The organism is Aurantiacibacter rhizosphaerae (assembly GCF_009807005.1).
Classification (GTDB): domain Bacteria; phylum Pseudomonadota; class Alphaproteobacteria; order Sphingomonadales; family Sphingomonadaceae; genus Alteraurantiacibacter; species Alteraurantiacibacter rhizosphaerae.
Genome location: NZ_WUBR01000002.1, coordinates 443,935 through 456,207 on the forward strand (window position 1 = coordinate 443,935; position 12,273 = coordinate 456,207).

Genomic DNA, 12,273 nt, shown 5'->3' on the forward strand with positions numbered 1-12,273 from the left:
CAGCCCGGCAAAATCGGAACGCTTCATCGCCTGGCGCCGTTGCCCAGTACCACCAATGGAGACTGGCGCATGGCTCTCAGCCACAAACAAGACAGCATCACGACCGGATGCGATATCGACTTTTCGGACCTGAAGGCCGTGTTTTTCAATGCCACGCTGAAGCACCCCTCGCAGGATTCGCATACAGACACCCTGCTGGACGTGGTGGCCGAAATCTTCGCCAGCCAGGGCGTAGGCGTCACCCGGCACCGCCTGTCTGAATATACCCTCGCGCCCGGTGTCTATCCTGACATGACGGAGCATGGATGGGACCGCGACGACTGGCCCAAACTGTCACCCGACGTGTTCGATGCTGATATCATCGTCCTTGGCACACCCATCTGGCTGGGCGAAAAATCATCCATCGCGCAAAGCTTTATCGAAAAGCTCTACGCCCATTCAGCCGAAACCAACGAACAGGGCCAATATGCTTTTTACGGCAAGGTTGGCGGCTGCGTGGTGACGGGGAATGAGGACGGGATAAAGCACGTGGCGGCAGGCGTTCTTTATGCCATGAGCCACGTCGGCCTGACCATACCGCCGCAGGCCGATTGCGGCTGGATCGGGGAAGCCGGCCCCGGCCCATCCTACGGAGACGAACAGGACGACGGCAGCCGCGCCGGGTTCGACAATGAATTCACGCAGCGCAACACCACTTTCATGGCGTTCAACCTGCTGCACGCCGCGCGCATGCTGAAGGATAATGGCGGCTATCCCGCCGTGGGTAACGTCAAAACCGATTGGGGTGACGGCAACAAGCCCGGCTGGCCCAACCCGGAACACCGCTGAACGATAGGCGCAGGTGTTACGCCGGGCGCTTCATCGCTGCTGTCAGATTGATGGCGATGGAGATGCGTGTCCCCTCCCCCTGAAACGGGCGCACGGCGTGTTGCAGCCAGCTGGGAAACAACACCATCATGCCGGTGCGCGGGCGCAGGGTTATTTCGGGCGATAGCGGCTTTCCGGCATCGTCCAGCAGCCGTAAATCCGGCGCGGCCATCTGCGTTAGCGGAGCGCGCGGGTCCAGCAATTGCAGCTCTCCGCCCAGCTGCGGATCATCATTCCCCGCATATCCATCGTCAATATAGGCAACGGCAGACCAATAGCTGCCCGGATGGGTATGGTACTGGTTGGCGTTGCCCTTGCTGCTGACATTGGCCCACATTTCGGGGATCCAGCCAAAGCGGCTTTCCTGCGGACTTTTTGTATCCAGCGTGCGCTGATCCGCCAGCGTCATGGCCTTGAACACCAGCGCCTTCGCCGCTTCGCCGCCCCATTCCATCATCTGGGTGTTGGAATGCCAGCCGCCGATATTGCTGATGGAAACGCCGCCCGCATCGCGCGCCATCTCTGCCTCGATCGCTTCGCGCAGGATCTGCATGCCCGTCGCGCTTTGCAGCTGGTCGATAACGAACGGCGTTGCAAAGAGGTTGCGGGTTTCGGCCATGGCCTCAGCTCGTAAGCGCGGCGACGCCGGGCAGTTCCTTGCCTTCCATCCATTCGAGGAAAGCCCCGCCAGCCGTTGAGATATAAGTAATATCGTCGGCAACGCCCGCATGCACCATGGCGGCCACGGTATCGCCGCCACCAGCGACGGATACCAGCGAACCGTCCTGCGTCAGCGCCGCAGCCGTCTTGGCCAGCGCCACGGTCGCCTCGTCAAAAGGCGGCGTTTCGAACGCGCCCAGAGGGCCGTTCCACACCAGCGTGGCGCAGGTTTTCAGCACATCGCCCAGCGCCTCTGCCGCCTGCGGGCCGACGTCCAGGATCATCTCGTCCGCTGCCACTTCGTGCACGTTGCAGGTGCGCAGGGATGGCGGATTGGCGGCAAATTCCTTTGCCACCACCACGTCATACGGCAGGTGGACGGTGCAGCCAGCCTCGTCCGCGGCGGCGAGGATATCCTTCACCGTGTCTGTCAGATCATGCTCGCACAGGCTCTTGCCCACATCCACGCCATTGGCGGCAAGGAAGGTGTTGGCCATGCCGCCGCCGATGATCAGGTGCTGCACCTTGCGGCTGAGGTTCTCCAGAACCGCCAGCTTGGTGGAAACCTTTGCCCCGCCCACGACGGCGGCAACCGGCGGCGTGGGATTGCCCAGCGCGGCGTCCAGCGCCTTCAGTTCCTTTTCCATGGAGCGGCCGGCATAGGCGGGCAGCAGCTTTGCCAGCCCTACCGTGGTGGCATGCGCGCGGTGGGAGGCGGAGAAGGCATCGTTGACGTAGAAATCGCCATTGGCCGCGATGGCCTTGGCAAATTCGGGATCGTTCGCCTCTTCACCCGGCCAGAAGCGGGTGTTCTCCAGAATGCCGATATCACCGGGGCCGAGGATATCGATGGCCTGCGCGCACACGGGGCCGTGAATTTCGGAGATGAACATGATCTCCTTGTCCAGCACGCCTTCCATCTCGCCCAGCACTTCACTGAGCGAGAGGGTGGAGTGCCGTTCACCCTTGGGACGCCCGAAATGGGCCAGCAGCAGCACTTTCGCGCCGCGCTGGCTCAATTCGAGTATCGTCGGGGCGACGGCACGAGCGCGCGTCAGATCTGTCGCCCTGCCATCCTTCATCGGGAGGTTCAGATCCACGCGGACCAGCGCACGCTGGCCGGTGAGATCCTGGGGCAGGTCGTCGAGTGTCTTGAACGCGCTCATGCCAGTTTCCTTACAGGAATTTCGCCATCACACCGGCGGTATCGATCATCCGGTTGGAGAAGCCCCACTCGTTGTCATACCAGCTGACGACGCGCGCCAGCTTGCCTTCCAGCACGGCGGTTTCCAGCGAATCCACGGTGGAGCTGGCGGGGTGGTGGTTGAAGTCCTGCGAAACGAGGGGCTTCTCGGTATAGTCGAGAACGCCCTTCATCGGACCGGTTGCCGCCGCCATCAGCGCCTTGTTCAGCTCTTCTGCGCTGGTGTCACGGCCCGGCGTGAACACCAGGTCGATCAGCGAGACGTTGGGCGTGGGAACGCGAACGGAGGATCCATCCAGCTTGCCGGAAAGTTCCGGCAGCACCAGGCCCACCGCGCGGGCAGCGCCGGTGGTGGTGGGGATCATGTTTTGCGCACCGCCACGGGCACGGCGCATGTCGCTGTGCATCTGGTCCAGCATGCGCTGATCATTGGTGTAGCTGTGGATCGTGGTCATGAAGCCACGCTCGATACCCACGGCATCGTTCAGCACCTTGGCGACGGGCGCCAGGCAGTTGGTGGTGCAGCTGGCGTTGGAGACGATCAGGTCGTCCGCCGTCAGCACATCGTGGTTCACGCCGTAAACGACAGTGGCGGAAACTTCCTTGGCGGGCGCAGAAATCAGCACGCGCTTTGCGCCTGCATCCAGGTGCGGCTTGGCGGCATCATGGCTCTGGAAGAAGCCCGTGCATTCCAGCACGATGTCCACGCCCATTTCCTTGTGCGGCAGATTGCCGGGATCACGCTCGCTGGTGACGGCGATGCTCTTGCCGTTCACCACCAGATTGTTGCCGTCAACTTCCACCGTGCCGGGGAAGCGGCCGTGGGTGGAATCGAAGCCGAACAGCAGCGCGTTGGCATCGGTGTCGGCCAGATCGTTGATCGCCACCAGTTCCAGGTCGTGGTCGTCGCGCTCCAGAATGGCGCGTGCAACAAGTCGCCCGATACGTCCAAAACCGTTGATCGAAACCTTGGTCGCCATAGTAAAAACTCCTGCTTAGTCGTTCAAATTGTTCTTGATTTTAGGGACGATGGCCTCTGCGGTCAGGCCGAATTTCTCAAACAGCTCGTTCGCCGGGGCGGATGCGCCGAAGCGATCGATGCCGAAGTTCAGGCCATTTGCCATTGTGTAGCGTTCCCAGCCGAACGTCGTGCCGGCCTCGATCGAGACGCGCATAATTTCACCGGGGGGCACGTTGGGAAGGATGTCTTCCTTATAGGCGGCATCCTGCTCGTCAAAAAGTTCCGTGCAGACCATGGAAACAACGTCGCAACCGATGCCGTCCTTCTCCAGCGCCTCGGCACATTCCAGCGCCAGATGCACTTCGGAACCGGTGGCGATGAAGATAACGCGGCGCTTGTTGCCCGCGCGTTTCAGGCGGTACGCACCCTTGGAGCACATGTCTGTTTCATCAGGCGAATTGCGCACCTGCGGCAGGCCCTGACGGCTGAGCGCGATAACAGAAGGACGATCCTTCTGCGCCAGCGCAATCTGCCAGCATTCCGCGGTTTCCACCCGGTCTGCCGGACGCATGACCAGAACATTGGGCATGGCGCGCAGGCTTTGCAGATGCTCGATCGGCTGGTGGGTGGGTCCATCCTCGCCAAGGCCGATGCTGTCATGCGTCATCACGTAAATCACGCGGGTCTGCTGCAATGCGGACAGGCGGATTGCACCGCGGGCATAGTCGGTGAAGATCAGGAAGGTGCCGCCATAGGGGATGATGCCCCCGTGCAGCGCCATGCCGTTCATCGCCGCCGACATGCCGAATTCGCGAATGCCATAATAGACATAGCGGCCCGAGTAATCCTCCGCCGTCAGCGGCCCGATGCCGCCTGCCTTGGTGTTGTTCGATCCCGTAAGGTCGGCGCTGCCGCCGATCATTTCAGGGTAGAGCGGGTTCAGCACTTCCAGCGCGTTTTCGCTGGCCTTGCGGGTGGCAACCTTCTCCGCGCTTTCCAGCCATTTGCCGAACGCGCGCGCTGCCTTGTCTCCAGACGGAAGTTCGCCAGCCATACGGCGGGTGAATTCGGCCTTGTCGCCCGATGCATCTAGGCGCTTTGCCCATTCCGCATGGGCTGCCTTGCCGCGTTCGCCCGTGGCAAGCCAGTTGTCCCGAACATCGTCAGGCACCACGAACGGGCCGTGATCCCAGCCCAGTTCCTTGCGCGCAGCGGCGATTTCATCATCGCCCAGCGGCGCGCCGTGGGTGGCGCTGGTGCCCTGCTTGTTGGGCGAACCCTTGCCGATCACGGTGGTGCATTTCACCAGCGAGGGGCGCGTTTCGTCGGCCAGCGCTTCATCGATAGCGCGGCGGATATCGGCGGGATCGTGCCCATCGCAGGATACCACCTGCCAGCCAGTGGCGGCATAGCGCGCCGGAATATCTTCTGAAGAGGACAGCGAGACCTTGCCATCGATGGTGATGTTGTTGTCATCCCACAGCACGATCAGGCGGCCCAGCTTCAGGTGCCCGGCAATGCCGATGGCCTCGTGGTTGATGCCTTCCATCAGGCAGCCATCGCCAGCGATGGTCCAGGTGCGGTGATCCACCAGATCGTCACCGAAAACGCTGTTCAGATGCCGCTCTGCCATGGCCATGCCCACGGCCATTGCCAGGCCCTGGCCCAGCGGGCCGGTGGTGGCTTCAACGCCGTCCAGCAGGAAGTTCTCCGGGTGTCCGGCGCAGGGGCTGCCCAGCTGGCGGAAATTCTTGATATCTTCCAGAGTGGGCGCTTCATAGCCCGACAGGTGCAACAGCGAATAGATAAGCATGGAGCCGTGGCCCGCGCTTAGCACGAAACGATCGCGGTCAGCCCAGCCGGGCGCCGTGGGATCGAACTTCAGATAATCGGACCACAGAACGGTGGCGACATCGGCCATGCCCATCGGCATGCCGGGGTGGCCGGAATTGGCAGCCTGCACCGCGTCCATCGACAGGGCGCGAATGGCGTTGGCCATATTGGTAAAACGGGCGGTATCGTCGCTCATGAAAGAGCCTCCTCGCGGGTGCTGCGTATAATGCAGCGATTCGGTTGGAGGCTGTGTGATGGGGGGAGGCAGGAAGGTCAAGCAAGACACCCTTTTCTTGCCGAAAGGGCAATTCGTTCATCGAGAGTTATTCACAGCTTGCCGATGCATCCCTTTGCCGCCGCGCGATTAGGGAGTAATTCGCCGCAGATGGAAGATGATCGCCTCGAAAAGGCACTGGCCCGGATCGAAGCGGCTTCGACACGGATCGAGGCCGCCGCAACGCGTGCTCCCGTTGCCGACGAAAGCGCGGACCCTGCCCTGCAAGCCCGTTATGACCGGCTGCGGGAAGAGGCCGCTGGCGCAGTGGCACAGATCGATGCGCTGATAGAAACCCTGTCATCATGAGCAGCAGCAATGTGACACTGGAGATCGCCGGTCGGCGCTACACCATTGCCTGCGCACCGGGCGAGGAAGCGCATGTCGAGGGGCTTGGCACCTCCATCAGCGAAAAGCTGGCGCAGATAGACAGCCTGAAAAGCCAGTCGGCAGAGCGTGTGCTGCTGTATGCCTCCCTGCTGCTGGCCGATGAATTGCACGAGGCGAAGCTCGCCAACGAGACGGCGGCGCCGGATACGGATGCGGGGACAGTTTCGCATACCGCTGCGAATGATGCCCAGGCCGATGCCCACGCCGAAAATCTGGAAAAAATGGCCGATCGGCTCGAAGCATTGGCAAACCAGCTTGAGAGTGGTGGCACGAACTCCTAAATAGGTGTTGGCGGGACTGCCCGGCACGAGCCGTTCGAACATCCCTGAGGCTATAAGCAATCCAAGGGAGCTGTCCCTGCCCGGCCCACCAGTTCGGCTGTGGGGCCGGTGCATACGGCGCCCACCTGACGTTTTCGCGTCAGAGGATTTCCCGGAAAACGACCCATGGTGGTTCCGCCACTTTCCACCTAGAGCGAGCGTGATGTCCGATATTACCCAGCAGAAAGCCGCCCTGCGCAAACAATTGCGCAAGGCCCGCCGCGATCACGCCGCCGCTTTGCCGCCAGAGGTGAGCGCGCTGGTGTTCCGTCAGCCGCCAGCGCCGGTGCGCGAACTGGTGCCGGAAGATGCCGTCATCGGCCTCTACCGTGCCGACACCGGAGAAGCGCCCGCCGGCAGCTATGCCCGCCATTTCATGGAAAGCGGCCACACCATCGCCCTGCCCCGCATCACAACGCTGGACGCTGGGATGACCTTTCACGTCCACACCGATCCCTATGGCGAAAGCGATCTGGAAGAAGGCCCGATGAAGCTGATGCAGCCCGCGGGCGACGCGCAACGCGTGGTGCCGGACGTGCTGTTCATGCCGCTGGTGGGTTTCACAGAGGATGGCGCCCGGATCGGCCAGGGCGGCGGCTTTTATGACAGCTGGCTGGCAGCCCATCCCGATACGCTGGCCATCGGCATGGCGTGGGACGTGCAGAAGTGCGACACGCTGCCGGTAGAGGAGCACGACATGCCGCTTTCCGCGATCATCACCCCGACCCGCATTTACGGGCCGTTCTGATGCGCACCGAACCCACCTGGCGCATCCCTGTCGGCATCCTGGCGCTGGTCGCCGGGCTGATCGTCTATGCCGTGGTGATCGCGCGTTATGCACCCTCCCTGATCGGCGGATGGCCGGTGTGGGCGCAGACGCTGGTGTATATCGTGCTGGGCGTAATTTGGATCAGGCCGCTGCGGCGCTTTTTGATCTGGATGGAAACGGGCCGCTGGGGCTGAGCCGGAACCGCGACGGCGCGGCAGGTGTTTCACCGCCATGCCAGAACTTCCCGAAGCCGAAGCCAATCGCCGCCGTATCGAAGACCAGTGCCTGAACCGCACGATCGAAGAGGCAGTGCCGGGCGACAACGTCACCTACATAGATCTTCCCGGCGATAACGAGGCAAAGCGGCTGGTGGGCCGCCGGTTCACCGAAACGCATCGCCATGGGAAGCTGATCTTCGCAGGATCGAAAACCGGCCCGTGGATCTGCGTGCACCTTGGCATGACGGGAAGCCTTATCCCTTTTGACGAGGGGGAGGACGAACAGCCCGGCGCCACCAAGTTCCTGATCCGATTCGAAGGCAGCCGTGCCCTCGCCTTTCGCTGCCCGCGCAAGCTGGGGTGGCTGCGGGTTGTCGATTCGCCGGAGGAGGAGATCGAACGCATCGGCTTTGGCCCGGATGCCATGGCCATTTCACGGGATGATTTCGTGGAGGTGATCGGCGGCACCAATGGCGCGGTGAAATCGGCGCTGATCGAGCAGAAGAAAATCGCCGGCGTCGGCAATCTGTGGTCTGACGAAATCCTGTTCGCCATGGGCATCATGCCGGGCCGCAAGGCCAGCGAGCTGGACGAAAAGACGCTGCGCAAGATGCACGGCGTGATGCAGGATACGCTTGCCGCTGTGATGGATACCAATGCCGATTATTCGCAGCTTCCCGACAGCTGGCTGATCAGCCATCGCAAGGTGGGCGCCGAATGCCGAAAGTGCGGCGGCACGATTGCGAAAAAGACCGTTGGCGGCCGCAGTGCGTATCACTGCGACAGCCATCAATCATAAGGCAATAAAAAGGTCCCAAGTGGCGCGAGTGACGGGACTTGAACCCGCGACCTTCGGCGTGACAGGCCGACACTCTAACCAACTGAGCTACACCCGCGCATTTAAGCGGCTAGCGCCTCTTGGGAGCCGCGCATCTAGTAGAGGGTCATCACCCTGTCAACACACCAGAAGCGGCTTTTTGAACTATCTTCAAATTAGGCTGATCAACCGGCCAGAATCGTGGCTGGAGCTTCCAGCATTTTCTTCAATTCCTGCACGAATGCGGCGGCATCATATCCATCCACCACGCGGTGATCGCAGCTGATCGAGATATTCATCAGCTTGCGCTTCTCGATACGCTCCTGCCCATCGCTGCCGGTCACGAACATCGGCCTTTCGATGATGCGATTCGGGCCGATGATGGCAACTTCGGGCCGGTTGATGACAGGAGTGGTGGCAACGCCGCCCAGCGGGCCGAGAGAAGTGATCGTGAGGGTGGAGCCTGACAGTTCCCCGGACGTTGCCGTCCCATCCCTGGCCGCCTCTGCCAGCCGCGTGATTTCACGCGCCAGCTGCCACAGGTTCATCCCCTGCGCATCGCGAATTACGGGCACCATCAGGCCGTTGTCGGTCATGGTGGCCATGCCCAGGTGCACGCTGCCATGGCGCGTCACCACGCGTGCCTCGTCATCGAAGCGGGCGTTGATCATGGGGAAATCGGGCAGCGTCCTGCAGATTGCCGCGATCATCAGCGGCAGCATGGTAAGCTTGGGCCGGTCCCCCCGGTTGGCATTCAGCTGCGCGCGGGTTTCCTCCAGCGCGGTAACGTCGGTTTCCTCGACATAGGTGAAATGCGGGATGTTGCGCTTGGCGGCAGCCATGTTCTCGGCAATCCGCTTGCGCAGACCGATGACCTTGATCTCCTCGTCCGCGCGCGCTGCGCCGGAACCGGAATAACCGCCGGAATAGGCAATGAACGAATCGAGATCGGCGTGGCGGACACGCCCGTCCTCGTGCGGTTTCACGTGTGACAGATCGATGCCAAGGTCCTTGGCACGCTTGCGCACGGCGGGACTGGCCAGCACCTTCGCATCATGGCTCGCCGGTTGCGGCGCAGCTGTTGGGGATTGCGCAGGCGCGGCCTTCTCCTCAACCGCCGCCGCGGCATCTTCCTGATCGGAGGCGTCGGGGTTCTCCACCTCGATACGCGTTTCCACCTCTTCGGACTTTGGCGCCGGTGCTGTCTCTGGCGCAGCTTCGGCAGCAGCCTCGTTTTCCTCGGCAACATCGTCGGGCACTTCGCCCTCTACCTCGATCACCGCCAGCATGCCGCCGATGGCCACCACGTCGCCAACTTCGCCGGCGACTTCCACCACCGTGCCGGTGACGGGGCTTTCCATTTCGACGGTCGCCTTGTCGGTCATCATGTCGGCTAGCTGGCCATCTTCCTCGATCCGGTCGCCGACCTGGACGTGCCAGGCGACGATCTCGGCCTCTGCGATGCCTTCACCGATATCGGGCAGATTAAATGTGAACTTTGCCATGGGGCCTTACTCGCTCAAAAGCTTGTCGATGGCCTCGCCGATGCGGACGGGACCGGGGAAATACGCCCATTCGAGGCTGTGGGGATAGGGTGTGTCGAAACCGGTGACGCGCTCGATAGGCGCTTCAAGGTGGTAGAAGCAGCGTTCCTGCACCATCGCGGAAAGCTCTGCGCCAAAGCCGGAGGTGCGCGTTGCCTCATGCACGATCAGGCAGCGGCCGGTCTTTTCCACCGAAGCCTCGATCGCTTCGATATCCAGCGGCACCAACGTGCGCAGATCGAGGATTTCGGCATTCACGCCCTTGGCGCGCGTCACGCTCTCCACCACGTGCACCATGGTGCCATAGGCGAGGATCGTCAGCGCATCGCCTTCTGTCACGGTGCGCGCCTTGCCGAGCGGGATCTTGTAATAATCCTCCGGCACCTGCGCCTCGTCAAAGCCCTTCCAGCTCTTGGCGGGCTTGTCGTAGAAACCGTCGAACGGGCCATTATAAATACGCTTCGGCTCGAAGAAGATGACCGGGTCATTATCCTCGATGCAGGAAATCAGCAGACCCTTCGCATCATAGGGCGTGGAGGGGATGACGGTCTTCAAACCCGAAACGTGGGTGAAGATCGATTCGGGGCTCTGCGAGTGCGTCTGCCCGCCGAAGATGCCGCCGCCAAAGGGGCTGCGAACCGTCATCGGCGCGATGAATTCCGCAGCGGAGCGATAGCGCAGGCGCGCTGCTTCCGAGACGAGCTGATCTAGGCCGGGATAGATGTAATCGGCAAACTGGATTTCGGGCACGGGGCGCAGGCCATAGGCGCCCATCCCCACTGCAACACCGATAATGCCGCATTCCGAAATCGGTGTGTCGAACACGCGGGTCTTGCCGTATTTTTCCTGCAGGCCTGCGGTGCAGCGGAACACGCCGCCGAAATAGCCGATATCCTCGCCCAGCAGGATAACGTCGTCATCGCGTTCCAGCATATTGTCGAGCGCGGAATTGATCGCCTCGATCATGTTCATGTGCTTGACGTTGCCGGTGGCTTTGCCAGCCTCAGGCGTCTTGGCAGCGGTGTCTGTAGTCATGTCGGTCATTCCGCCGGATCCTCGGGAAACTTGATCTGCCTCTCACGGATCGCCTGCGCGGCCTGTTCTTCCAGGTGCCAGGGCAGTTCCTCGAAAACATCTTCGAACATGGTGTGGAAGGGATGGTGCAGGCCATGGCCAAGGATGCCGTTCTTCTCGGCCTCCTTCATCGCCTTGCGAACTTCGGCATCCAGCTCTGCATCCATCGCTTCCTGCTGGTCTTCAGACCATTCGCCAAGCGCGATAAGATGCTTCTTCAAACGGTTCACAGGATCGCCGAGCGGCCATTCGTTTTGCTCCTCGGCAGAACGATAGGCGCTGGGATCGTCGGACGTGGAATGCCCTTCCGCCCGATATGTAAAATGTTCGATCAGCGTCGGCCCGCCATTGGCACGGGCGCGGTCTGCGGCCCAGCGTTCGGCGGCGAACACGGCAAGCGGATCGTTGCCGTCCACCCGCAGGCCCGCAATGCCATAGCCAATGGCGCGCGCTGCGAAGGTGGCCCGCTCTGCCCCGGCGAAACCGGAGAAGGACGAGATCGCCCACTGATTGTTGATGATATTGAAGATGACCGGCGCGTTATAGACCGTGGCGAACGTCATCGCGGAGTGGAAATCACCCTCTGCCGTGCTGCCCTCGCCCACCCATGTGGCGGCGATGCGGGAATCGCCCTTGCTGGCGCTGGCCATGGCAAAACCCGTCGCCTGCGGCAGCTGCGTGGCAAGATTGCCGCTGATTGAGAAGAAGCTCAGACGCTTCGAGCAATACATGATCGGCAGCTGGCGGCCCTTCAGCTTGTCAGCCTTGTTCGAATAGATCTGGTTGATCATCTCGGTCAGCGCGTAACCGCGTGCGATCAGGCAACCCTGCTGGCGATAGCTGGGAAAGATCATGTCATCCCCGGCCAGAGCATGGGTGGCGCAGACGCTTGTCGCCTCTTCGCCCGTGCACTTCATGTAAAAGCTGGTCTTGCCCTGCCTTTGCGCGCGGTACATGCGATTATCGAACGCGCGCACCAGCGCCATTTCACGCAGCATGGCGCGCAAGGTATCGGCATCAAGGCGCGGGTCCCACGGGCCGTGGGCCTTGTCGTCATCGCCCAGAACGCGAATCAGATCATTGCAAAGCGGATAGGTTTCACTGGCCTCGGCCGTTTCGTCCGGGCGCGGCTGATCGCCTGCCTTGCTGATCTGAAGATCGCTGAAATCTACCGTGTCACCGGGGCGATAGCGCGGTTCCGGAACATGCAATGCGAGCTTGGGTCGATTGCTGCCCGCCTGATTATCGGCATTCTCGTCCCTTGGTTTGGACACGACCTGCTCCCATAAGATTATTCCAATTGATTGGAATTATATTAGTCACAAAGGTAACCGTCAATCCG

General features: G+C 61.7%; 13 protein-coding genes, 1 tRNA gene and 1 other RNA gene. 7 read left to right on the forward strand and 8 right to left on the reverse strand.

Annotated features, from left to right (window positions below):
* Positions 1 to 39 precede the first annotated feature (39 nt).
* Positions 40 to 828, forward strand: coding sequence for a flavodoxin family protein (locus GRF63_RS09610; RefSeq protein ID WP_237392404.1), 789 nt, complete (start codon positions 40 to 42; stop codon positions 826 to 828).
* 16 nt (positions 829 to 844) lie between these two features.
* On the opposite strand, the gene GRF63_RS09615 is transcribed toward GRF63_RS09610, so the two are convergent.
* The 4 genes from GRF63_RS09615 to tkt are packed head-to-tail and all read right to left on the reverse strand — an operon-like array spanning position 845 to position 5,721.
* A complete protein-coding gene (locus GRF63_RS09615) occupies positions 845 to 1,486 on the reverse strand; it encodes a 2OG-Fe(II) oxygenase family protein (RefSeq protein WP_160485790.1) in 642 nt (213 codons plus the stop codon).
* 4 nt (positions 1,487 to 1,490) lie between these two features.
* The gene (locus GRF63_RS09620) at positions 1,491 to 2,693 is read right to left on the reverse strand and encodes a phosphoglycerate kinase (RefSeq protein WP_160485791.1); all 1,203 of its coding nucleotides are present in this window, start codon (positions 2,691 to 2,693) and stop codon (positions 1,491 to 1,493) included.
* 10 nt (positions 2,694 to 2,703) lie between these two features.
* Entirely contained in the window at positions 2,704 to 3,711 is a 1,008-nt protein-coding gene (gap, locus tag GRF63_RS09625) for a type I glyceraldehyde-3-phosphate dehydrogenase (protein ID WP_160485792.1), read from the reverse strand.
* Between the two features lie 15 nt (positions 3,712 to 3,726).
* Positions 3,727 to 5,721, reverse strand: coding sequence for a transketolase (gene tkt / locus GRF63_RS09630; protein WP_160485793.1), 1,995 nt, complete (start codon positions 5,719 to 5,721; stop codon positions 3,727 to 3,729).
* Between the two features lie 189 nt (positions 5,722 to 5,910).
* On the opposite strand from tkt, the gene GRF63_RS09635 reads away from it, so the two are divergent.
* The 6 genes from GRF63_RS09635 (at position 5,911) to GRF63_RS09655 (ending at position 8,295) form a co-directional block, all read left to right on the forward strand.
* The gene (locus GRF63_RS09635) at positions 5,911 to 6,108 is read left to right on the forward strand and encodes a hypothetical protein (protein WP_160485794.1); all 198 of its coding nucleotides are present in this window, start codon (positions 5,911 to 5,913) and stop codon (positions 6,106 to 6,108) included.
* A complete protein-coding gene (locus tag GRF63_RS09640) occupies positions 6,105 to 6,470 on the forward strand; it encodes a cell division protein ZapA (protein ID WP_160485795.1) in 366 nt (121 codons plus the stop codon). The genes GRF63_RS09635 and GRF63_RS09640 overlap by 4 nt, the downstream gene beginning before the upstream one ends.
* 10 nt (positions 6,471 to 6,480) lie before the next feature.
* A non-coding RNA gene (ssrS, locus tag GRF63_RS16845) (6S RNA) lies at positions 6,481 to 6,649 on the forward strand.
* Between the two features lie 23 nt (positions 6,650 to 6,672).
* A complete protein-coding gene (locus tag GRF63_RS09645) occupies positions 6,673 to 7,257 on the forward strand; it encodes a 5-formyltetrahydrofolate cyclo-ligase (protein WP_160485796.1) in 585 nt (194 codons plus the stop codon).
* Positions 7,257 to 7,472, forward strand: a complete 216-nt coding sequence (locus GRF63_RS09650) for a DUF2842 domain-containing protein (RefSeq protein ID WP_160485797.1) — start codon at positions 7,257 to 7,259, stop codon at positions 7,470 to 7,472. The genes GRF63_RS09645 and GRF63_RS09650 overlap by 1 nt, the downstream gene beginning before the upstream one ends.
* 37 nt (positions 7,473 to 7,509) lie before the next feature.
* Positions 7,510 to 8,295 (forward strand): DNA-formamidopyrimidine glycosylase family protein, encoded by a 786-nt coding sequence (locus tag GRF63_RS09655; protein WP_160485798.1) that lies wholly within the window; start codon positions 7,510 to 7,512, stop codon positions 8,293 to 8,295.
* A gap of 20 nt (positions 8,296 to 8,315) precedes the next feature.
* On the opposite strand, the gene GRF63_RS09660 is transcribed toward GRF63_RS09655, so the two are convergent.
* The 4 genes from GRF63_RS09660 to GRF63_RS09675 all read right to left on the reverse strand — a co-directional run bounded on the left by GRF63_RS09660 (position 8,316) and on the right by GRF63_RS09675 (position 12,205).
* Positions 8,316 to 8,392 (reverse strand) — tRNA-Asp (locus GRF63_RS09660).
* Positions 8,393 to 8,498: 106 nt separating this feature from the next.
* Positions 8,499 to 9,818 (reverse strand): dihydrolipoamide acetyltransferase family protein, encoded by a 1,320-nt coding sequence (locus GRF63_RS09665; protein ID WP_160485799.1) that lies wholly within the window; start codon positions 9,816 to 9,818, stop codon positions 8,499 to 8,501.
* Positions 9,819 to 9,824: 6 nt separating this feature from the next.
* On the reverse strand, positions 9,825 to 10,892 hold the full coding sequence (locus GRF63_RS09670; protein WP_160486313.1) for an alpha-ketoacid dehydrogenase subunit beta: 1,068 nt from the start codon (positions 10,890 to 10,892) through the stop codon (positions 9,825 to 9,827).
* Between the two features lie 5 nt (positions 10,893 to 10,897).
* Positions 10,898 to 12,205, reverse strand: a complete 1,308-nt coding sequence (locus GRF63_RS09675; RefSeq protein ID WP_160485800.1) for a thiamine pyrophosphate-dependent enzyme — start codon at positions 12,203 to 12,205, stop codon at positions 10,898 to 10,900.
* Positions 12,206 to 12,273: the final 68 nt, after the last annotated feature.